Source organism: Marinobacterium iners (assembly GCF_017310015.1).
In the GTDB taxonomy this organism is placed as follows: domain Bacteria; phylum Pseudomonadota; class Gammaproteobacteria; order Pseudomonadales; family Balneatricaceae; genus Marinobacterium; species Marinobacterium iners.
Map to the genome: position 1 here is coordinate 3,452,280 of NZ_CP022297.1, position 21,861 is coordinate 3,474,140.

Annotated in this window: 15 protein-coding genes and 1 pseudogene; 4 read left to right on the top strand and 12 right to left on the bottom strand. The window is 57.7% G+C overall.

All coding sequences use genetic code 11. The annotated features are described in order from the left end of the window. Positions 1-53: 53 nt before the first annotated feature. From CFI10_RS16585 to CFI10_RS16605, 5 genes and pseudogenes are all read right to left on the bottom strand, one after another. Positions 54-605, bottom strand: coding sequence for a 1,2-dihydroxy-3-keto-5-methylthiopentene dioxygenase (locus CFI10_RS16585; protein ID WP_206836604.1), 552 nt, complete (start codon positions 603-605; stop codon positions 54-56). 10 nt (positions 606-615) lie between these two features. Then, a complete protein-coding gene (gene mtnC, locus CFI10_RS16590; RefSeq protein WP_206836607.1) occupies positions 616-1,299 on the bottom strand; it encodes an acireductone synthase in 684 nt (227 codons plus the stop codon). 80 nt (positions 1,300-1,379) lie between these two features. Then, positions 1,380-1,922 (bottom strand): annotated as a pseudogene (locus tag CFI10_RS16595) (methylthioribulose 1-phosphate dehydratase); the annotation flags it as partial. Further along, entirely contained in the window at positions 1,919-2,716 is a 798-nt protein-coding gene (locus CFI10_RS16600) for an amidohydrolase (protein WP_206836613.1), read from the bottom strand. The pseudogene CFI10_RS16595 and the gene CFI10_RS16600, both read right to left, overlap by 4 nt. Next, positions 2,704-3,852, bottom strand: coding sequence for a pyridoxal phosphate-dependent aminotransferase (locus CFI10_RS16605; protein ID WP_206836617.1), 1,149 nt, complete (start codon positions 3,850-3,852; stop codon positions 2,704-2,706). The genes CFI10_RS16600 and CFI10_RS16605 overlap by 13 nt, the downstream gene beginning before the upstream one ends. Positions 3,853-4,066: 214 nt before the next feature. Here CFI10_RS16605 and CFI10_RS16610 point away from each other — a divergent pair, with 214 nt between their 5' ends. The 3 genes from CFI10_RS16610 to CFI10_RS16620 all read left to right on the top strand — a co-directional run bounded on the left by CFI10_RS16610 (position 4,067) and on the right by CFI10_RS16620 (position 9,400). Then, positions 4,067-6,139, top strand: a complete 2,073-nt coding sequence (locus tag CFI10_RS16610) for a TonB-dependent receptor plug domain-containing protein (RefSeq protein ID WP_206836621.1) — start codon at positions 4,067-4,069, stop codon at positions 6,137-6,139. A 133-nt stretch (positions 6,140-6,272) separates the two neighbouring features. After that, positions 6,273-7,103: a hypothetical protein gene (locus tag CFI10_RS16615; RefSeq protein ID WP_206836622.1), complete on the top strand. Its 831-nt coding sequence runs from the start codon at positions 6,273-6,275 to the stop codon at positions 7,101-7,103. Further along, the gene (locus CFI10_RS16620; protein ID WP_206836625.1) at positions 7,103-9,400 is read left to right on the top strand and encodes an ATP-binding protein; all 2,298 of its coding nucleotides are present in this window, start codon (positions 7,103-7,105) and stop codon (positions 9,398-9,400) included. Before CFI10_RS16615 ends, CFI10_RS16620 begins: the two co-directional genes overlap by 1 nt. On the opposite strand, the gene CFI10_RS16625 is transcribed toward CFI10_RS16620, so the two are convergent. After that, complete coding sequence (locus CFI10_RS16625) at positions 9,401-9,775, bottom strand: hypothetical protein (RefSeq protein WP_206836626.1); 375 nt, start codon at positions 9,773-9,775, stop codon at positions 9,401-9,403. 6 nt (positions 9,776-9,781) lie between these two features. After that, positions 9,782-10,258 (bottom strand): DUF2489 domain-containing protein, encoded by a 477-nt coding sequence (locus tag CFI10_RS16630; protein WP_206836629.1) that lies wholly within the window; start codon positions 10,256-10,258, stop codon positions 9,782-9,784. Between the two features lie 81 nt (positions 10,259-10,339). Between CFI10_RS16630 and CFI10_RS16635 the strand changes: the two genes are divergently transcribed. Beyond that, positions 10,340-10,780 carry a PaaI family thioesterase gene (locus tag CFI10_RS16635; RefSeq protein WP_175527643.1) on the top strand — a complete coding sequence of 147 codons (441 nt, stop codon included), beginning with the start codon at positions 10,340-10,342 and terminating at the stop codon, positions 10,778-10,780. Positions 10,781-10,799: 19 nt separating this feature from the next. On the opposite strand, the gene CFI10_RS16640 is transcribed toward CFI10_RS16635, so the two are convergent. The 5 genes from CFI10_RS16640 to recC form a co-directional block, all read right to left on the bottom strand. Further along, positions 10,800-11,792, bottom strand: a complete 993-nt coding sequence (locus CFI10_RS16640) for a c-type cytochrome (RefSeq protein WP_206836632.1) — start codon at positions 11,790-11,792, stop codon at positions 10,800-10,802. Continuing rightward, positions 11,792-12,454, bottom strand: coding sequence for a c-type cytochrome (locus CFI10_RS16645; protein WP_206836635.1), 663 nt, complete (start codon positions 12,452-12,454; stop codon positions 11,792-11,794). The genes CFI10_RS16640 and CFI10_RS16645 overlap by 1 nt, the downstream gene beginning before the upstream one ends. Before the next feature lie 124 nt (positions 12,455-12,578). Next, positions 12,579-14,624, bottom strand: coding sequence for an exodeoxyribonuclease V subunit alpha (gene recD / locus CFI10_RS16650; RefSeq protein WP_206836638.1), 2,046 nt, complete (start codon positions 14,622-14,624; stop codon positions 12,579-12,581). Beyond that, on the bottom strand, positions 14,617-18,363 hold the full coding sequence (gene recB, locus CFI10_RS16655) for an exodeoxyribonuclease V subunit beta (RefSeq protein WP_206836641.1): 3,747 nt from the start codon (positions 18,361-18,363) through the stop codon (positions 14,617-14,619). Before recB ends, recD begins: the two co-directional genes overlap by 8 nt. Continuing rightward, on the bottom strand, positions 18,360-21,806 hold the full coding sequence (recC, locus tag CFI10_RS16660; RefSeq protein WP_206836645.1) for an exodeoxyribonuclease V subunit gamma: 3,447 nt from the start codon (positions 21,804-21,806) through the stop codon (positions 18,360-18,362). The genes recB and recC overlap by 4 nt, the downstream gene beginning before the upstream one ends. Between the last annotated feature and the right edge of the window lie 55 nt (positions 21,807-21,861).

Consider the following 21,861-nt stretch of genomic DNA (forward strand, 5'->3'; position numbering starts at 1 on the left):
AATGACCGATTTGAGCCGTTTTTTAACGCCGCGGTGACAACGCAGGTAGCTTTTCAGGTAGTTGTCGGTTCAAAGCGTGGGTGGCGATCAGCTATATCAGAGCCGGTAAAGTTCGCCACCCAGCCTTCCGGGTTGTTGAACAGGCGCAGAGCAGTGAAACGCGGTGCCGGTCCCATATCGAACCAGTGAGTGGTGTTGGCCGGTACCGAGATCAGGTCGTTCTTGCAGCAGTGCACCTGATACACCTTGTCTTCCACATGCAGGTAGAACATGCCTTCGCCATCGACGAAGAAACGCACTTCATCCTCTGAATGCGTGTGTTCGCTGAGGAATTTCTGCCGCAGGGCTTCGCGGTCGGGGTGATCCGGCTGCAGGCTGATCACATCCACGGTGACGTAGCCTTCCTCGTTTTTAAGCCGTTCGATCTCCTTGCGGTAGGCCTCCAGGATCTCTTCGCTGGCCATGCCCGGCACAATCTCGCGGTCGGCTTCCCAGCGCTCGAAACGCACGCCTATGCCACTGAGGATCTGTTGAATCTCATTGAAGTCGGTGCTGCTGCCGAGCAGTTCGGCGCTCTGGTCGGCATGGATATGGATGGCGCTCATCGGTGGCTCCTCAAGAAAGTGTAATCTGGTCAAAGTTTTCCACAGCATTGTGGCGCTCGGCGCCGTCCGGTCGCTCGCCGCGCATCAACAGGCAGGTCTGCATGCCTGCAGCCTTGGCCGCGTCCAGCTCGGCCACCACGTCCGACAGGAACAGAATCTGACTTGCAGGCAGGCCGATACTGGCACCGATGCGTTCATACGCAATCGCTTCACGCTTGGCGCCGGTGGTGGTATCAAAGTAGCCGCTGAACAGCGGAGTCAGGTCGCCGAAATCGCTGTAGCCGTACAGCAGCTTCTGCGCCTTCACCGAGCCGGAGGAAAAAATGTGCAGCTGTTTGCCGCTGTCGTGCCAGCGCTTCAGCCCTGCGTAAGCGTCCGGGTAGAGGTGGCCGGTAAAGTCGCCGCTCTCGTAGCCCTGCACCCAGATCAGCCCCTGCAGCGCCTTGAGGCTGGTTTCCTTTTTGTCCTGATCGATCCAGCCGATCAGCCCCTTGGCGATGGCATCGAGATCATCGGCCGCGACATTCAGGGCGACCGCTGCCTCTGCAACGGCTGGTTCATTAGGATGGCTGTGGATAAAGTCCGTCATCCGTTCACGGGCATAGGGAAACAGCGTCTTGTGGACAAAATCGATATCGGTGGTGGTGCCTTCAATATCGGTCAGGATGGCGTTGATGCCGGTAAAGGTTGCCATGGTGATATTCAGACTCCTGCGCTCAGACGGCGCATTTCCAGTTCGCAGGCGAAGAGAAACTCCAGCCCTTCAAGATGGCGGCGTGCTTCATTCATGTCGTGACCCCAGGTGTAGAGACCATGTCCGCGAACCAAAAAGCCCCACTGCAGCGCTTCAGGCTGCCAGCGCTGGCTCAGCTCGGCGGCCAGTGCCTGCATGTCCTGAGCATTATCCAGAATGGCGATGCGGATGCTGGCATCATGGGTGTGGTTGCCACTGAGCGATTTCTGCATTTCGTAACCGCTGATGGTCAGCCACTGGCCCGGCTCCAAACGAGACAGCACCGTGGAGGCCACCGAATGCGTGTGCAGCACGGCGCCGATCCGGTTATCAAGCTGATACAGGCGGGTATGCAACAGGGTTTCGGCCGAAGGCTTGAGCAAGCTGGCCTGAGGCTGACCATCAAGATCCACCTGCAACAGCTGCTCGGGCATGAGATGCCCCTTGTGACAACCCGAGGCGGTAATCAAGGCACGCTCTGGCCCTGACCGGACGGAAAAGTTGCCGCCGGTCGCAGGACACCAGCCCTGGGCATCAATCCACTGCCCGGCATCGATTATCTGTTGTGCCGCGGTATCGATCATGCAAAATCGCCCTCAACGTCAGAGAAAAAGCTGAACTCATCCGCATCCTGCCAGGCCGGAAAGTTGTCCCGAAACCGCTGCAGGTCGTCGGCATTCAGGGTGCCGGTTTTGACGAAAGCTTCACCGACAGAGGCATCCAGCAGCGCCTGCCCCTTGAAGTCCACCAGCAGACTGTCGCCACTGTACTCCAGCCCCTTGCCGTCCTCACCGATGCGGTTTACCCCCGCCACATAGCACTGGTTTTCGATCGCCCGTGCCAGCAGCAGCGTGCGCCAGGCATTGCGACGTGGCGCGGGCCAGTTGGCCACAAACAGTGCCAGGTCATAGTCATTGCGGTTGCGACACCAGACCGGGAAGCGCAGGTCGTAGCAAACCTGTGGCAGGATGCGCCAGCCCTTGTACTCGATCACCTTGCGGCTGTCGCCGGCCACGTAATACTGATGCTCGTTCGCCATGCGGAACAGGTGACGCTTGTCGTAATGCTCAACGGCTCCGTCGGGCGTTACAAACAGCAGCCGGTTACGATACCCCTGATCCTCGATCACTACGCTGCCACACACGGCGGCACCCAGTGACGCCGCCTGTTCCTTCATCCATCCCAGAGTCGGACCGGACATGGACTCGGCAACCTCATCCGGGGCCATGGTGAAGCCAGTGGTAAACATTTCAGGCAGTACGATCAGGTCAGTCTGCCCAGCCAGCGGCGCCATCAGCTCGGCAAGACGGGTACGGTTCGGTTCCGGCTGCTGCCAGTCCAGTGGAGTCTGGACCAATGAAATTTTCAGATTCTGCATAGTCGCTCCGCGGCTTGATCAAGGGTAGTTTCGCTCTTGGCGAAGCAGAAGCGCACCAGACGCATCTCGGGGGGTTGTTGATAGAACACCGATAACGGAATGGCCGCAACGCCCGCCTGTTCGATCAGCCAGAGGACAAACTCGGTGTCCGGAAGTTCACTGATGGCGCTGTAGTCCATGACCTGAAAATAGGTGCCCGCTGCCGGTGTAAACTGGAAGCGGCTCTTCTCCATACCGGCGTTGAATCGGTCACGCTTGGCCTGATAAAACGCGGGTAACGCCTGATCATGCTGCGGATCGTCATTCAGGTAATCCGCCAGCGCCAGCTGCATTGGCGTGCTGGTGCTGAAGGTCAGATACTGGTGGATCTTGCGCAACTCGGCTGTCAACGGTGCCGGAGCGACGCAGTAGCCGATCTTCCAGCCGGTGGTATGGTAGGTCTTGCCGAAAGATGACACCACGAAGCTGCGCTCAGCCAGCGCCGGATAGCGGTTGATGCTCTGGTGTTCAGCGCCATCGAACACGATATGCTCATACACCTCATCGGCCAGCAGCAGAATATCGGTGCCGGCCACCAGGTCGCTCAGCTCCTGCAGATCGGCGGCGGCCAGCGTCTGCCCGGTCGGATTGTGCGGCGTATTGAGGATAATCATGCGGGTATTGGGGCTGATCGCCTGTCGTACCTGCTCCCAGTCGATCTCAAAAGCGGGGGGTTGCAGCGGGATATGCACCGCTTTGCCACCATTGAGCGTGATGGCCGGATCATAGCTGTCATAGGCCGGATCAAACACCAGCACTTCATCCCCCGGGCGCACCACCGCCGAAATGGCCGCGAACAGTGCTTCTGTTGCCCCGGAGGTCACCGTCACCTCTGTTTCCGCATCAACCATGCGACCGTAGCAACGTTCCACCTTGGCGGCGATCGCAGTGCGCAGGCCTGGCACACCACTCATGGGGGCATACTGGTTGGCGCCTTGGCGGATATAGTGATCAACTCGCGACAGCAGAGCCTGAGGGCCATCAAAATCGGGAAAACCCTGCGACAGGTTGATCGCCTGGTGCGCTTGCGCAAGGGCGGACATGCGAGTAAAGATGGTCGTTCCGACCTGTGGCAGCTTGGTATCGGGGTAGTGCATGACGGGCTCGGGTTTGTGATAGAGGTCAAATAGTACCGGAGAGGGCCCGACACGCTCAACAAATGCGCTGGTCTATCGGCGCCTGAGAGGTAGAATAGCGCATGCTGGACTGGATTCTGGAGCACAACGGCTTCATTCTTGAAGCAGCCATACTGGCTTTGGTCGTGTTGTATGTAGGACTGAAAATCAAATAACTACTCTGTCCGGAGTTGCAATGACGAATCGTACACCCCTGTATCGGCTGGCGCCGCTGCTGGCCCTTGGACTGACAAGTCCCGCTCTTCAGGCTGACGAGAGCCTGTACCTCAGCGAACAGGATTTTCTTACCGATATTCCCGAAATCACTTCTGCCACACGGCTGGCCCAGAAACTCACCGAAGCGCCCGCTTCCATCAGCATTATCGATCGCCAGATCATTGCAGCCTCCGGCGCCCGTAATATTCCTGACCTGCTGCGTCTGGTGCCCGGCTTTCAGAGCTATCATGTCAGTGCCAACAAGTTTGCTACCAGCTACCACGGTGCCAGCGATGACTTTCCGCGCCGCCTGGAGGTAATGGTTGATGGCCGCAGCGTGTACTTGCCGCTGCTGGCAACCGTGGACTGGACCTCTTTGGGCATCAACCTGCAGGATATCGAACGGATCGAAGTGGTGCGGGGCTCCAACGTGCCAACTCAAGGTTCCAACGCCTTTATGGGCTCGATCAACATCATCACCCGCTCACCGGCCCTGCTGAGCGGTGGTTACGTCAGCGCCACCGGTGGCAGCATGGACACTCGAAACCTGCAGTTTGGCCATGCCGACCAATTGAGCAGCTGGAACTACCGCCTGTCGGGCGGACATGAAGAGAATGACGGTTCTGATCTCTATGGCGACGCGCTCAAGCGCAACTATCTGAGCTTCAGCGGCAGCTACACACCCACCCTTACCGATACCCTCTGGATTCAGGCGGGTGTGGACCGTGGGCATACGTATGTAGGAGGGGCTGACAAACTCGAACCCTTTAGCAAACGCGATCATGATGCCAACTACCAGTCGATCAAGTACCAGCACCTGTATTCAGATACCGGGACCGTTCAGTTGACGGCTTATCACAACTACCTGGATCTGGAAGCACCGGCAATGAGCTTTGAGCGTGTTGGTGATTTTATCGGAACCGACAATCCGGCAATCGTGAATGGTTTTATCGCGTTGAATTCCCCACGCGAAGACTCTGAGCATGGAACCGCCCACAGCTACGATACCGAATTGCAGCTAACGGATCAGATAGGCTCTTTGGAACTCGTTGGCGGTTTGGGTTACCGCTACGAAACCGCCGAAAGCGATGTGTTGCTGCAAAGCGGCAAGGTAACCGAAGAGCGCTGGCGCCTGTTCAGCAACCTGGACTGGGATTTTGCACCTCGCTGGAGCCTGAGCACCGGTTTTATGTACGAGGACAGCTCAGAAAACAGCGATGCCCTTTCCTATCGTCATGCACTGATTCACCGGCCTGATGAGCAGAGCAGTTTCCGGCTGGGTTACTCCATCAGTGAGCGCTTGCCTTCTCTGCTGGAACGGCACGCAAACAATACCATCTATGCTCCTGCCGGCCTGTTTGGCCCAGACCCCGTTGTCTATGATCTGGACAAGGCCGCCAACCCAGACCTTGGCCCTGAAAGGATCAAGACGTATGAGTTGGGTTACTACCGCGCATTTGATGATCATCAGGGACATTTCGACCTGCGTCTGTTCCACGAGCAACTCAGCAATGTGATCAGCTCCTATTTCTTGCCGGCTGACGAGCTTGCTCCCCCCCCTCACCCAATGACCCAGGGTCGGGTGTCTACTAATGAGAACAACTTCGGCTGGGAAAACCAGGGCGTTGAAATTCAGCTTCATCGGCAACTCAGCAGTCAGCTCTCGGCACTGCTGAACTATACCTATACCAACACGTTGACTGATCGCTGGGAGACCAATAAAGATCTACAGGGACAGACTTTGATATTCCGTGATGCGATCACCCCCGAACACACCGCATCATTAATGCTTAACTGGACTCCTGCTTCTGATTTAAACTTGAGTTTAATGCACTACTATATGGATAGCGTGCACTGGTTCGAGGGTGGTCTTCGCGAAAGCTATCAGCGCACAGATCTGCGTGCCGCATACAACTGGCAGCTGAGCGCAGGTACTGAACTGGAAACCGCACTGACAATTCAGAATGCTTTCGGTCCAACGTACGAAGAGTTTTATCAGTACAACCTGTTTGACCGTCGAGCCTGGCTGAGACTGACGCTCAGATATCATTAATCGGGAAGCAGAGATAATTTCAGGGATGTCATTATTACGCAGGACAACGACCCGACTGAGGCATTGGCTGCTGTGCAGCCTTGTGATCTGTCTTGTGCCTCTTAGAGCGGCCGTAGCCGGGGAGTCACTGATCGTGCTCAGTGACTTCAGCCCCAGTTATAATCAGGTCTTGTCGGCCATTCGGGAGCATTCCGTACACCCGATTCGAGTACTGACTCTCGATCAGTTCAAAACCGATGACAGCCGCGCACCTGTTATTCTCGCAGTGGGTACCCGAGCTTGTGAACGCATGCTGGAGCGCTACCATCCCGATTCAAGCCTGATCTGCTCTTTCCTGCCATCGGCAACCTTTGATCAGCTCAAGCGAAAACTGCTGCCGAAAGGCTCGTATGCAGCGGTCAGTGCCATTTATATTGACCAGCCTCTGGCACGCCAGATCCGGCTGGCCCGCCTGGTCAAGCCGGCTGCCGCCATCTTGGGAACCGCATTAGGCAGCAACAGCCTCAATATGCGTGATGGGCTGGAGCAAGGTGCACAGGCCGAGGCATTCGAGCTGTCTCTGGTTGAATTGACTCGACAAGACAATCCGGTCGAGCGTCTGACGCCAGTAGTGGAAGGCAGCGATCTGTTCCTGGTTGTTCCTGACAGTTCGGTGTTCAACCGTGCCATTTCCAAATGGCTTCTCTATCTGTCATTACGCCACAAGGTACCGGTGATCGGTTTCTCTGCCAGCTATACAGAAGCCGGTGCCGCAGCGTCGGTTCACTCGTCTGCAGCACAGATCGGACGCCAAAGTGCCGAATGGCTTAACCTGCTGCAGAACGGCGGCAGCCTGCCCAGTGCCAGTTTCCCACGCTACTTCGATGTCAGCGTTAATCCGGTTGCAGTACGCACCCTCGGTATTGAGCCACTTTCAGCCGAGTGGCTGCAGGAAAAACTGGCGCGGATAGAGGCAGATGGCTGATGCCGGGCACACGTAGCCGGCTGAGTATTCGTCATCGCGTGCTCCTGCTGTCGATTATTCCAATGCTGGTACTGGCAACGATTCTCGGCAGTTATTTCATCTACAGCCGCCTTTCGGATAACACCGATAAATTGATTGAACGAGGCAAGATTATGGTCGATCTGCTTGCCTCCGCAGCCGAGTTCGGTGTTATCAGCGGTAACCAATACCAGCTTCGCGTTCTGAGTCAAAAAACCCGGTACAGTCATGCCGAAGTACTGGATGTCCTGTTTTACGACGATACGTTCAATCTTTTACACCGCAGCGGCCAATTTGCTGTAGAACTGAGCGCCGAGAGCCCGGCTCTGCAGTCAACATCGGGCCAGTGGATATTCCTGTCGCCGATTTTCAGCAGCGCCCTGCTGGCAGACAATAATCCCGAGCTGAGTATCCATGCGCCTGAGCCCGAGCAAATTGGCTGGGTAGCGGTCGTATTATCGGCCCACAACAATATCGCGACACGTCAAGAGATGCTGCGCAACAGCCTGCTGCTGATCAGTCTGGGCCTGATGCTCACCGCCATTCTGGCAAGCCGTTTTGGCCGCCGCATCACCCAACCGATTCGTGGGCTTAGCCAGGTTGTCGAGCGCCTGGAAGCGGGCCATCTGGATACCCGTGCCGCCACGACACATACAGCTGGTGAGCTGGGCTTGTTGGCACGGGGCATTAACCGTATGGCCGCCAGAATTCAGGCATCCAGCCAGGAGCAGGAACAGCAGATCAACCGGGCCACACGTCAGCTCACATCCACCCTGCGCCACCTGGAGCGCCAGAATGAAGAGCTTACCGTTGCCCGCCGTCAGGCGGATAAAGCCAACCGCTCCAAGGACGAGTTTCTGGCCCGCATGAGCCACGAGCTGCGCACCCCGCTCACATCTGTACTGGGCTTTTCGCGCTTGCTGGAGCAAACCGAGCAGTCGGCTGAGCAACGGCACTACTGCAGCATCATCAACCAGACATCCAGCCTGCTATTGACCATTATTGACGATATTCTCGATTTCTCACGCCTGCAGTCCGACGCCATCCAGCTCGAGCAGATTCCGTTCGATCCAACCCTGTACTTCAATAACCTGTTGCAAATGCAGGCACCAATGGCGCTGGAGAAAGGACTGCAGCTAAGATCTGAGCTGGACCCGGAGTTGCCACCGGCACTGTTGGGTGACCCAACCCGAATCGGTCAGATACTGACCAACCTGTTGAGCAACGCAATCAAGTTCACAGACCATGGAGAGGTCTGCTTCAGAGTCAGGTCTCAACGACAGGATTCAATCTGCCATATCGAGTTGAGTGTACAGGACACCGGCATTGGCATTTCCGAGCAACAGCAACAACATCTGTTCAAGGCGTTTATTCAGGCCGACAATACCATCAGTCGCCGCTTTGGTGGTTCTGGCCTTGGGCTGGTCATCGCCCACCGTCTGACTCTGCTCATGGGGGGGGACATCAGACTCAGCAGTGAAAAGGGCAAGGGTACCTGTGTTAACGTAAGCCTGACCTTGCCTCTGGCAGACGCCGATACGGTCGTTTCGCCACTTTACCCCGCTGAGCCAATACTCCATGCAGCATCCAGTTATCAGCTACCCTGCAAGCTGAGGGTGCTGCTGGCGGAAGACAATGAGTTCAACCGGATACTGCTGAACAAGGCACTCGGCCAAGCTGGCGCTGAAGTCATTGAAGCCCGCACGGGCGTAGAAGCGTTGCAGATATTCCATAAGCAACCGATTGATATGGTATTGATGGATGTACACATGCCGCAGATGGATGGTATTCGGGCCAGCCATGAGATTCGTCGGCACTCGGCCTCATTGCCGATCATCGCGCTGACCGCCAACGTCATGACCCATGAACATGAGGCTCTGCTAGAGGCGGGCGTGAATGAAATTCTGCTAAAGCCTGTGGATCTGAGCACCCTTTTCCGACTGATGTCGCTTCATTGCCCGGTGGATGAAGACGCCGTTGTCACCCTGAGTGACTGTGCGCCAATGCCTGCACTGCTGGATCAGGTCGATACCGGTGAGTTGCATACCGAGCTCCAGCATCAGGCGCAATCCGTTTGCGCCGCTGTCCGATCAGGTCAGTTTGATCAAATACGTACACACTCACATCAGTTGTTGGGACTTGCCGGTCTGTACCAACTGCCAGAGCTGGAAACAGTGGTTGCCGAATTGCATCAGGCAGCTGTTGCACACGATCTGGAGACCTGCTGGCGCAACAGCCACCGCCTGACCCGGCTGATTGAACACCACCAGTATGTGTGATCAAAAACGCCGATAATAAGGCTCAGAAGCGATCAACTGCTCCAGATCTGCCATGATCAAAGCCAACCGGGCACGGGCTTCACGATCATACAGATAGGGTTCAAGCCCGTCTCTTGCTGGTGAGTGATCAGCATCGCCCTCATGCACCGCCACGCAACGGCGCCTGATCTCTTCCAGCTCAGGGTCATGCAGCGCGGCAATACCTATGAACAGCTCCCACTCTTCGCGCCGGGCGGTGCCATCCTGCAACCGTTGCATGAGTTGCAATACCGCGCGTCGCTCAGGTCGCCAGGTGGGTGCCCGCCCATAGGTCAGAGCGACCACCAGCCCAACGACCAGCAACAGTGAGATCAAAAACGTGAGCAGAAACTCCATCCCTGATCAGCTCAGATACTGGCCTCGGCTTAATGCCTTGGCCGCTCCCTGTATTGCGTTCAGGTGCCCCTGTTCAAGCTGCTCCATCTCACGCTGATACTCCAGCTTGAGCTTTGTCGGCAGGGCCTTCCATTCATCCTTGATCGGGATGTGACTGGTTTTGTCATGCACTTCGGTGATCACTTGAAATGTCTCTTCCTGCAGCAGCTGGGGACGAAAATTCTCCAGCAGTACTTTAAGACGAATACAGCCCTCGGTTGCTGTCATTTTCTCATCATGCAAAATGGCATGTGCAACCAGCCGGATACTTTCACTCAGATATTCCTGCCGTGCCTCAAACTGCTTCAGCCATTCGGTTTCCTGAGCCGCCTGCTGGGTCTTGCGCGATTTTTCCTGCTGCAGCTGGCGAAAAATGATCGCTGCCAATACGGTGATCGCAACCAGTCCGGCTGCAATCAGGCCATAGATCAGTGTATTGTTCATGCTAAACCTCAAGGACAGATGGATGCCGTTTGCAACCTATTATGCCAAATACGGCCTCTTCTGACTCATTACGGAGTTGTCATGTCGAGCGATCAACATTACGAGCGTTTGATCAGAATGTATCAACAGGCCCCCATCAACCGCCTGTACCCGTCCCAGCTTACACTGGATAAGGGGCACGCCCGCATTGAGTTGGCGCCGGACCCTGGCCTCTGCCACGCGGCAGGAACCCTGCACGGTTCAGTATTGTTCAAGTTACTGGATGATGCCGCCTATTTTGCTGCGGCCAGCCGAGTACAGGATCAGTTTTTGGTAACGGCCAGCTTTCATACGTTGTTCATGCGACCGGCAAAAGTGGGAGCTCTTCATGCGGTTGGCCGCTTGATCAGTGCCGGGCGCCAGCAGCTGATTGCCGAAGCCAGCGTGTATGACGAACGCAGCCGTGAGCTGGCGCGGGGCCAAGGCTGCTTTAGCCGCAGCGGTATCATGCTGGATGAGGTAACTGAGCAGGAGAGGTCTTAGCGACCCCTCCTGGAAACCTTTACTCGAACGTAAAGCTGCGAGGCTTCAGGTTGTCCGGCTTGAGGAACGGCTTGTCGCCGGTGTTGTCATGCTGGCCCAAGACCTTGCCGTTGAACTCGGTACCGTAGCGCGTATGCTTGTGAAAGTTCAGGTGCTTTTCACGAGTCTCGGCAGCATCACCGGTAAAGCGCGGGTCCTGCGGGCGCTCCTGACTGTTAATGTACCAGGCCACATTCCAGGCATCCTGCTCGCTCAGTGAACCCGGCTTGCCCAACGGCATGTTCATGTGGATAAACGAGGCCGCCGTATAGATACGGCTGATACCGGCCCCCCAGTTGTAAGAGTTGTCACCCCATACCGCAGGAAATACAACCTTGCCGTTGACTCGCTGGCCATTGCCGTCATCACCATGACAGATTGCGCAGTTTTCCTGGTATACTTTCTGGCCAGCTTCATAGCTGATATCAGCCGGAATCTGCTTGCCCAGACTGCTGAAGCCGCGCCCACTGATGTTGCGCTCATACACCTTCGCGCCGGTTGCCAGCCACTGGTGGTAGGCGCTGAGGGCTACCATTTCATCACTGCCATAGGCCGGCGGCTTACCATTCATTGAGTAGGCAAAACAGCCGGCGATGCGCTCTTCCAGCGAGTTCACATGGCCGTTTTTGCCACGGAAATCAGGCAGTGTGGTAACCGCAGGCCAGACCGGGCCGGACCAGTTCTGTCCGCCTTCACCCATATGGCAGTTGCGACAGCTGTTGTCGTTGAACACATATTTGCCACGCAGTTGCTGGGTATTGTTGAACAGATCACGCCCCTTGAGGATCACTTCCCGCAGTTCGGGATGGATGCTTTGATCGGCGTATAGATCTTCCAGTGTGGGTGCCTGGTGTACATAGGCACCTTCCTTGTGAGCCGGCAGGTTAACCGGAACTTTCGGCTCCGCCGCATGTGTGGCCGATGTCAGTACGGCAGCAGACACCGCCACTGCCAGCGCATTGAAATGGTTCATTACTGACCTCCTTCGACAACAGTGACAGGCTGAGCCGCCAGATACGTCGCGACCGCTTCAATCTCAGCATCAGTCAAACGCTCGGCAACGCCGGTCATCAGCTGCACTGGATCGTTGTGACGGCTGCCACTCTGCCAGGCCTTGAGTTGCTGGCGAATATAGGTCGGATGTTGGCCGGCAATGCCTGGAAATGCAGAACCAACACCCGCATTACCGGGACCGTGACAACTGTTGCAGGAAGGCACATGCTTGCTCCAGTCGCCGCGCAGAGCCAGCTTTTCACCCAGGGCCAGTACCTCTTCACTGGCGCTGGACGCTTTCACGGCAGGCACTGGTTGCGACGCGTAATAGGCGGCAACGTCCAGAATCTGTTGCTCGCTGAGGTTATCCACATTCGGCTGCATGATCGGGCTGACCCGGGTACCCGCGTTGTAGTCCTGCATCTGCTTGGCCAGGTATTCGGCACTCAGTCCAGCCAAGCGCGGAAAACCACCTGCATCATTACCGGCACCGTCCATGCCGTGACACGCCAGACAGGGCGCACCACTGCCATCCCCCTGCATGACGATTTTCTGTCCGTCAGCGGCCACACCCGCTGCCTGCGCAGTACCGCTGGCCAGCACAACACCGGCCAACATGAGGCGCAATCCTGATTTGAACATGGCACTCTCCCCATTGCTCATGTCTAATTTAGAATAGGCTTAACCGGCATTAGTTTATGCCAAAAAATGACATAAATCATGAAAGGGCACCTCTCTTTGGTCTGAGAAGAAGGATTTCACCTGTTCAAGACAAGCGTATAAGCCTTTTGCCTAACCCACTGGCCCGGCGCACTCGCGCACGTACGGCATCATCCAGTCGGCCCGGGTGGCTCAGCAACAGGGTGAACCAGCGACTGGCGCGTGTAATACCAGTGTAAACCAGCTCCCGCGTCAGCACCGGGTTGACCGCGGGTGGCAGCAGCAGAGCCGTGTGTGCAAATTCCGAGCCCTGCGACTTGTGCACAGTCATCGCGTACACGGTTTCGATCGCCTGCAGCCGACTGGGCAGGACCCATTTGAGACTGCCGTCCGCGAGCGGGAAGACCACACGCAGCCCAGTGGATCCATCCGTCTCCTGGCGCATAAGGGTAATACCGATATCACCGTTCATCAGTCCCAGACTGTAATCGTTACGGGTGACCAGTACAGGCCTGCCTTCATACCAACCTTCACTGCGTAATATCAACCCGGCACGCTGCAGCACAGCGGCAATACGTGCATTCAGCCCCTCGACTCCCCAAGGGCCGCGGCGCAGCGCACAAAGCAGTTGAAACTCACCAAAGGTGTCCAGTACTTGTCTGGCCCAAACGTCTTGTGTCTGCTCATCATAGCTTTCGGGTCTGTGTGTACTCAGCTGCTCAAGATACTCGCGATAGCCGCGAGGCTGAATTCCTTCAGCCGTGGCCGGCTGGGGGCCGCCATCCAGTATCAGTCGCTCCAGTGCCCTGTCCGCATCACCCTTGAGGTGAATCCAGCCAAGATCGACATAACCCGCCGCCAGCACGGTATTTACCGCCTGTGGCTGGCCACTGTTGACGGCTCGCGCCAATGCTCCTATCCCACTGTCGGTACCAAAGCGGTGGCTGTGTCTGAGCATCGCAATGGCTTGCGCCAGCGGCTGCTCAGAAGGACTCCCGGCTTCAGACTGCCAGTGCGCCACATCCTGCCCGGTACGCCGCTGCAGTTGCAGCAGGGTTTCACGGCTGTAACCGCCTCGTTCGGCACCTTCGCACAAATCCCCCAGTACCGAGCCGGCTTCCACTGAGGCCAGCTGATCCTTGTCGCCCAACAGAATCAGCCGTGCCCTGGCCGGCATCGCAGCCAACAACTGGTGCATCATTTCCAGGTCAATCATGGAAGCCTCATCCACGACGACCAGATCGGCATGCAGCGGGTTATCCACATTGTGGATAAAACGGCGTGTGTTGGGCCGAGCTCCCAACAGCCGGTGCAAAGTTGTTACCTCCTGCGGGACACCCTGCTGCATCTCTGCAGGCAGGTGTCCAATTGCGCCGCTGATTGATTCGGTCAACCGCGCCGCAGCCTTTCCTGTGGGCGCCGCCAGCCGAATACGCAAGGTGCGACCTTCATCACGGGCGAGACTTTGCAGCAGTGCCAGCAAACGAACGACCGTGGTGGTTTTGCCCGTACCGGGGCCACCGGTAATGATGCCGAAGCGACTGCCCGCCACCAACGCACAGGCCAGCTGTTGCCAGTCCAGGTGCCCCTCTTGCAGATGAAACAGCTCTGACAGGCGTTGCCGCAGGCGAACGTCATCCACCTCAACCGGTTGCAGGCGATCGGCTATCCGTTCAGCGACCTCCACTTCGTAACGCCACTGGCGGTAGAGATAAAGACGGGTAGTGCCCGGTTCCAGCACCAGCGGTGCGGGCGGATCACCTGCACTGACCAGCACCGTTTCCGCCAGCACCTGCAGCCACTGACCACGCCCAAGCCCCTGCAACAATTCAACCGGTCGATCTGGCAGAGCTTCGCCAAATTCTCCGTCTGGTGGTAGTGATAGAGCACTGTCCGGCGCCGAGAGCAGACTATCCAGATCAACGCAGATATGTCCTCGGCCCAACTGGTGGCTGACCAGCACAGCCGCCAGCATCACCAGCGGCGAGGCATTGGGATCAAGGTCATGCAGGAAGCGACCCAGTGCCAGATCCAGCGACCGTATCCAGCCCCGTTCCTGCCAGCGCTGCAGCAGCGATTCCAGCACAGTCCAGTCGGCCAGCGCTGGATGCAAAGAGGCTTCGGTTGCGAAAAGATCGACCTGTTCAGACATGAGCACTCTCCCTGTTGGCCAGCAGTGCATCCAGTGTTTCAATCAACTGCGCTGACGGACGATCAATGCAGCAGCCATGCTGCTCCGGTTCTGTAATGCCACGCAGAAACAGATAAAGAGCACCGCCTACATGCTGTTCGTAGCCCCGGATGGGGTCATCGGCATAACCCGGCAACCGGGCCTTGAGCAGCCGGTGCAACGCCAGCAGATAAAGCACATACTGCACGTCGTAGCGCTTATCCAGCACCGCCTTTTGCATCGCCGCAGCGCTGTAGTGACTGTTGTCCGGCCCCAACCAGTTGGACTTGTAATCGGCCACCCAGTAGCGCCCCTGATGCTCGAACACCAGATCGATAAATCCCTTGAGCATGCCGCCCAGCTGCTGCGGTGCCAGTGCAGGACGCGGCAGGCCCGGTAACACCTGCTGCGTGATCAGGCGGTCCAGTCGACTTACCGGCACCTCAGCAACCTCCAGCCAGAACTCCATCTCGGCCTGATACTGTTGCAATTGCGCCAGCGGTACACTTTGCCCAACCAGTGGCAGGGGGATAGTCAGCAGCTTCTGCAACCAATCGTCCAGCACCGGCAACCAGGGTTGCCATTCCCGCCGCTGGCAGCGCGGTGCCAGAAACTGGTGTCGCAGTGGCGCCTCCCGTGCCACTCGCTCAAAGCCCTCTTCCGCTGCCCATTCCAGTACACCGTGCAAAAAGGTACCCGCCTGAGGGCCTTTCCAGAAATGATGCGGATCATAGGCAAACTCAACCACAACGGCACGCGTTGACGGCTCATCCAGATTTTCCCGAGCGGTTTCTTCACGGGCACTTTCAGCCGGCTCAGCCTCGGCGGGCTGCTCCTGCTCGGCCCGCCCCTGCAGCTGGCTGATCGCACTGTAACTGGCGATCCACCAGCGTTCAGCTGCAACCGGTCTATCGCAGAGGCGTGCCGGTGCCAGTGCTGTTACAGTGGCAGTGTCCGGCAGCAACTCGGCATCGATTGTCGGCGGAGGCTCCACTTCGATCACACCGGCACTGACCAGCGGTTGCAGCCGGGCCTTGAGCGTCGCGCTGTCGGTTTTCGATTCGCAACCCAACAATTGGCCGAAAGCGCTTTTGTGCAGACTGAGCGAACGGTTGTATTTGATTGCAGCCACCCCCAGCCAACACGCGAACACGGGGCGGGTCAGTGCCACATAGAGCAGGCGCAGATCTTCCTGAAGCCGCTCGGCTTCTGCAGCCCGCTTGGCGCTTTCATCCTTGCTGTCCAGTTCCAGTACACTGCCCTGCTCCGACTGATAGCGGTAGCTGCCGTCACTGGCAGTCACTTCACGGTAGGCACAGATGAAGGGCAGAAACACCAGCGGATATTCCAGCCCCTTGGACTTGTGAATGGTCACCACCTGCACCAGGTCGGCATCACTTTCCAGCCGCATGATGTGTTCATCACCCCCCTGGCCGCTGTCCATGATCTGTTCCTGCAGGTAGCGAATCAGGGCCTGCTCACCTTCCAGCTGGCTACTGGCCGCCTGCAGAAGTTCGGCAAGATGCAGCAAGTTAGTCAGCACCCGCTCACCACCCGCATCCTGTAGCAGACGGGCAGGAAGCTCAAAACTGTCCAGAAGGTGACGTACCATTGGCAGAACACCCTGCCGCTGCCAAATGTCACGCAAATGGCGGAACCGCTCCACTGCCTGTTCCCACAGCTGCTCATCACGGGTTATCTGTTCCAGGTGAACGTAGCCCAGATCCAGCGTTCGACTGGCCAACGCACCCTGCAGCAGGCCCGGCTGCTCCGGTTCGGCACAGGCGCGCAGCCAGCGCCAGAGGTCCTCAGCTTCGGCACTGGCATAGACCGAAGCCTGATCGGAAAGGTACACACTGCGAACGTTGCGTTGCTGCAGGGCATCACGAACCAGCCGGGCCTCGCTGCCGTTGCGCACGAGAATGGCGATATCACTTGGCCTGATCGGGTTCAGCTGGCCATTCTCGGAGCGAAAGCCAGCCCGTTGCTGTTGCGACAGTGAAAGCAGGTGACGAATCTGGCTGGCACTGTGCTCGGCCATCAGCCTGCGGTAATCACCGACGGCTATCCCATCAGCCGCGTCCTCATCCAACAGCCAGTGCGTCAGGGCTGATGGCCGTACGCCTTCAACCTCAAATACCGTTTTGCGGCCGTTGGCATCCACCGGAATAAACGGCAACGGGTTATCACCCTCACGGGCAAAACGGAAGGCACCACTGGCCTGGCTGGCTTCAGCATGCTCAAACAGCCGGTTGACCGCCTCCACCAAGGCTTTTGATGAACGGAAATTGCGGCCGAGGGTATAGTGGCACCCTCTGGTATCACGTCGTGCCTGCAGATAGGTATGAATATCGGCACCACGAAAGGCGTAGATCGCCTGTTTGGGGTCACCTATCATCAACAGTGCGCATTCTGAAGGGTCGGCATCCGGCAGGTTCGTGCCGCGATAGATGCGGCTAAAAATACGGTACTGCAGTGGATCGGTATCCTGAAACTCGTCGATCAGTGCGACCGGGTACTGACGACGAATGGTTGCGGCAAGGCGATCACCCCCTTCGCCCTGCAGTGCGTGATCCAGCCGCACCAGCATGTCATTGAAGCCGAGCGCCGCTGCGCGCTCGCGGGATCGATCAAAACGCTGCTGAATCCATTGCGCCGCATGCAGCTGTACCGGTTGCAGCGGAGGCTGCAGCTGCAGGTAATCCACCAGCTCCTGTAACAGGTCGAATACCGGATGCTCCGGCGTCTGGTCCTGCATCTTTTTGGCTGTTTTATCGGTCAGCTTTGCACGCGCAAAGTGGGCCAACCTGTCACTCGACAGCATGCCCCCTTCAGCCCAGACCACCATGTCAGCCAGCTTTTCAGGCAGGGTTTCCGGCTTGTAGCTGGTGTTATTCAGAATCTTCTTTTGGGCGGCACTGATTAGCAGCGTTTCAATTTCGTCGTGCTCAGCCAGCCAGAGGGTGCGTGCCCGCTGCTCCAGCTGCTGCTTCTGTGGCAGCCAGTCGTTCAACTTCCGGGCATATTCTGCAGGGGACTGAGCCTCGCTGATACTGCTGCCCTGATATCGTACCTGTTGATCACCCGGCTGCAGCAGGGGTTTGACCGCCTGCAGCAGAGCATCGGGATCAGCGGCCAGTTCACTCAGTGCTTCGGCCACGATCGGCGACAGTGCGTAGCACCAGCTGCGCCAGTAGTCACGTGCCATCTCGGCCAGCAATTCGCTGTCATCCTGCTCCAGCTGCTGGCGGAACAGGCTGCCGGTATCAAAAGCGTGCTGGGTGAGCATGCGCTGGCACCAGCTGTGGATGGTGTATACCGCGGCTTCATCCATCCACTCAGCGGCCTGCTCCAGTTTGCGGGCGGCCAGCGCTCGTGCCTCTTCCATGGCAAACTCGGGCTCGGCGAGCAGCTGCTGCAGGAACGGATCAGGCGCGGACTGACCACGAAATACGCGCGCGGCCTCGGCCAGGCGAGTGCGGATTCGGTCACGCAATTCACGGGTGGCTGCATTGGTGAAGGTCACCACCAGAATCTCAGGCGGTAACAGGTCACGTTGAAAGCGAGTATCAGTATTGCCATGGCCCAGTACCAGACGCACATAGAGCGCGGCGATAGTGAAGGTCTTGCCGGTACCGGCACTGGCCTCGATCAGGCGATGCCCATGCAGTGGAAAAGCCAGCGGATTCAGTGTCTGTGGCTGAGTGTGCGGTGTAGTCATACGCTCTCCCACTGCAGCAATTCCGCCTGGTCGATCAGGGGTTGATACAGTGCATACGCCCAATCTTCCAGCCCCTCCTCCAGCAGGCGGTCAAAGTTTGGCCACGCCCGCTGCAGGTAACGGTCCCGTATGCCCTCCCCCGGGAAACGACTATCGCCGTTGTAGGCGTGGTAGGCCTGTGTAATTGGATCTTTCCCATCAGCAGCCGTCAGCAGAGCAAGGCCAGTTCGACAGGCCAGCGGCGCCGGCTTTTCAAGCGCCTGCAGGTAATGGGACAGCAGTGTATTGAGCTGCGCTTGTGCCTGTGAGGCCGTGATCGGCCTGATCCGGGCACTGGTATCCGGCCCGACCAGAAAGGTGGTCAGTGAGTACCCGCTTGCACTGACGGCAAGGTGATCCAGCCATGCCCGGACCAGCCGGTGCCAGCGTGGTGCTCCCTTGTCGCTGATGGCCTGAGGCGAATGCAGTATCAGAGCCAGTTCCGGCCCCGAACGGTGTCGGTAAAGCCCACTGAGCCAGTCTTCCAGCATCACCTGCCCTCCATCCACTTGCAGACACAGCTGCAACTCCAGCGCATCAGGCAAGAGTTGCCAGTCGGCGAATAACGGCTGTAGATGACGCAGCGTTGAAGCGGCCGGGCTGACGATTTCTCGCAGCGAACGTTCGCCGTAGGCACCCAGCGGCAACTCCCCCGCTCGCTGCCAGCGTGCCAGCTGCGCCTGGATGCCCAGCTCCGGTGTGTCGGCTTTAAGCCCGGCATCGATCAGGTCAGAACCCAGCCGATACTGGTCAAGCCGGTTAAAACGGAAGGGCTCATGCTCCTGTGGCACTTCTTCCAGCGTATCGAACCAGACATTGAGGCGCTGGTTGAAGAAGATTTGCACCGGGTTGCGCAGGAAACGCTGCAGTGGTTTCAGACTGAGACTTTGAGGCAACTCCACCGGAGGCAACTCTCCGGCCTCTACCCTGTCCACTGCCTCATGCACGTCACGCCACTCGCGGGCGTAGGTGAACAGGCGTGGGTTATGCTCAAAGTAGCGTGAACTGAACGGTTGCAACGGATGCTCGGTGGTCAAAGCATGTAACACTGCCCTGCCGTCCTCTGCCGCCGTTGCCCACCCCTGTTGTATGTGGTCACGCAATTGAGCCACCAATACTGAGGGCGGTTGTTCGGCATTATCACGTACACTGCGACCCACCCAGCTGATATAGAGCGCATCTCGCGCCGACAGCAGTGCTTCCAGGAACAGGTAGCGGTCATCTTCACGCCTTGACCGGTCACCAGGGCGGTAGCGCCCCACCATCAGGTCGAAATCCATTGGCGGCTGTACGCGTGGATAGTCGCCATCGTTCATTCCCAACAGGCAAACCCGACGAAAGGGGATGGCACGCATCGGCATCAGGGTCGAGATGTTGACGGCCCCAGCCAGGAAGCGTTGTGACAGGCTTTGTTCATCGATGCCATCAAGCCAGCTTTCGCGCACCACTTCCAGCGGCAGCGGACGATTCAACCCGGCTTCGGCACAAGCCTCCTGCCATTGCTGCAGCTTCAGTCCGAGCCGCTCCAGCAGTATCAGATCCTGATCGCTGACGGGCAGCAAAAAACGCTCCAGCAGATCAGTAAGGATTAAACCCCAATCAATATGTGACTTTGGGGTTAGCAAGTGCTCACGCCACTGCAGCAGAGCGGCGATCAGCTCAGCCAATGGCCCCACTTGTGCCGCCTCCAGCCCCCCGACTTCGCCATAGGTCTCAATATCGGCGAATGTCTGTTCTTCGCCCATCGCATAACCCAGTAACATGCGACGCAGGCCGAACAGCCAGGTGTTCTGCTCCAGCCCTTCGGGCAGCTCCAAGCCTGCGCGTTGGGCACTGTCCAGCCCCCAGCGAATACCGGATTCACGAACCCAGTGCTGCAGTCGAGGCAGGTCTGTCTCGGCCATGCCAAAACGTTCACGCAACGCCGGCACCTCCAACAGGTCAAACAACTGACTGACGCCAAAACGCTCCTGCGGCAGCTGCAGCAAGAGCTCCAGTGCAATCAACAGTGGCGCCTGACCACGGTTCTGCTGGTCATTGAGGGTGAAGGGGATGAAACGCGGGTCCTGTCGCTGCAGACGGCCAAACACGGCACGAATATGCGGTGCATACTGGTTGACGTCGGGCACCATCACGATGATATCGCGGGGCCGCAGTGATGGATCCTGTTGAAACCAGTGCAACAGCTGGTCGTGCAGTATTTCGACCTCACGCTGACGACTGTGTGCTATCTGAAAAGTCAGTGAGTAATCACCTTCAACCCAGATCCGGGGAACATGAGATGTTGGCTCCAGCTCCAGAATATCCTGCTGAATCTGGTTCAGCAGTGGCAAAGATTCAATATCGCGTTCGGCTTCATCAAACAGATCAATGCGCTCAAACCAGTCCTGGTAACGCCCGGGTTCATCAAACTGATCAAGCAAGCGGATATAGTCGCGCCCCTGCTTGCCCCAGGCTGCCAGCAGAGGCTGTGCATGCAGATGCAGCTGCGCATCACTCAACACCTCCGGCATCCCATCCTTGCGGGCCTGACGACGCTTTTCGCTGCGCAGCAGCTCCTTGCCATCGATAATATCGGCCCAATAGTGTCGGCAAGGATTATGTACGCACAGTAAAACCTGTGTGTGGCATGACAGCGCAGCCAACGCCTCAATGAACTGCTGCGGCAGTGCCGAGATGCCAAACACCACCAGCCGGCGCGGCAGACCCGCCGGGCGCTGATGCAGCGACTTGCAGCCATCAAGGAAGCGCTGCTGCAGATCGGCACGACTCAACATTTTCTGGTGGTCATCGAGATCCACACGAATGGCACGCCAGAGCAGTGCCTGCCAGCGCTGATCATCCGGCAACGGCTGCGGCTGGCCATGGGCATCAATCAGGATATCCCGACCATCGGCCCACGCCTTTAACCAGTCGGCACGGTAGACCTGATACTGGTCAAACAGATCCGCCAGCCGTTCGGCCAGCTGGTATTCCTTGCGTGCACTTTCATCGTCTTTCAGAAAATGCGACAGCGATTCAAAATCAGGCTGCTTGAGCAGGTCGGGCAATAGTCGCAACAGCCGCCAGGTCAGGCGAGACTTGTCATAGGGTGATGCTTTAGGGACTTCATCGGGACCGAGGACAGCCCGGTATGCCTGCCACAGGAAGGCCGAAGGCAGCTGAATATCCAGCGCAGCGGCGATGCCACAGCCAGGCTGCTCCGGGTCATCCGCCGAACGCGCCAACGCCAGCTGCAGCCACTGGGCAATACCATTGCTTTGCACCAGTACGACTTCGTTTTCCAGCACCCCAAGCGGGTTAATTTGCATCCACTGCACCAGCAACGTGCGCAGTGCCTCAAGCCGATTGCTGTGGATAATCGCCAGTCCCGAGGATACGGGGGTAGTTGAGTCATGTGCCATCTGCCTGGCTCCCTGTCATACAGCGTTCCGAACGGACTAGGATACACCGGCACTC

What these genes read in the sequence shown, in the direction of transcription:
- CFI10_RS16645 (WP_206836635.1), bottom strand. Translation starts at nt 12,454, where the DNA reads ATGTTCAAATCAGGATTGCGCCTCATGTTGGCCGGTGTTGTGCTGGCC.
- CFI10_RS16630 (WP_206836629.1), bottom strand. Translation starts at nt 10,258, where the DNA reads ATGAACAATACACTGATCTATGGCCTGATTGCAGCCGGACTGGTTGCG.
- recD (WP_206836638.1), bottom strand. Translation starts at nt 14,624, where the DNA reads ATGTCTGAACAGGTCGATCTTTTCGCAACCGAAGCCTCTTTGCATCCA.
- CFI10_RS16610 (WP_206836621.1), top strand. Translation starts at nt 4,067, where the DNA reads ATGACGAATCGTACACCCCTGTATCGGCTGGCGCCGCTGCTGGCCCTT.
- CFI10_RS16600 (WP_206836613.1), bottom strand. Translation starts at nt 2,716, where the DNA reads ATGCAGAATCTGAAAATTTCATTGGTCCAGACTCCACTGGACTGGCAG.
- CFI10_RS16605 (WP_206836617.1), bottom strand. Translation starts at nt 3,852, where the DNA reads ATGCACTACCCCGATACCAAGCTGCCACAGGTCGGAACGACCATCTTT.
- CFI10_RS16635 (WP_175527643.1), top strand. Translation starts at nt 10,340, where the DNA reads ATGTCGAGCGATCAACATTACGAGCGTTTGATCAGAATGTATCAACAG.
- CFI10_RS16585 (WP_206836604.1), bottom strand. Translation starts at nt 605, where the DNA reads ATGAGCGCCATCCATATCCATGCCGACCAGAGCGCCGAACTGCTCGGC.
- recB (WP_206836641.1), bottom strand. Translation starts at nt 18,363, where the DNA reads ATGACTACACCGCACACTCAGCCACAGACACTGAATCCGCTGGCTTTT.
- CFI10_RS16620 (WP_206836625.1), top strand. Translation starts at nt 7,103, where the DNA reads ATGCCGGGCACACGTAGCCGGCTGAGTATTCGTCATCGCGTGCTCCTG.
- CFI10_RS16625 (WP_206836626.1), bottom strand. Translation starts at nt 9,775, where the DNA reads ATGGAGTTTCTGCTCACGTTTTTGATCTCACTGTTGCTGGTCGTTGGG.
- CFI10_RS16640 (WP_206836632.1), bottom strand. Translation starts at nt 11,792, where the DNA reads ATGAACCATTTCAATGCGCTGGCAGTGGCGGTGTCTGCTGCCGTACTG.
- recC (WP_206836645.1), bottom strand. Translation starts at nt 21,806, where the DNA reads ATGGCACATGACTCAACTACCCCCGTATCCTCGGGACTGGCGATTATC.
- mtnC (WP_206836607.1), bottom strand. Translation starts at nt 1,299, where the DNA reads ATGGCAACCTTTACCGGCATCAACGCCATCCTGACCGATATTGAAGGC.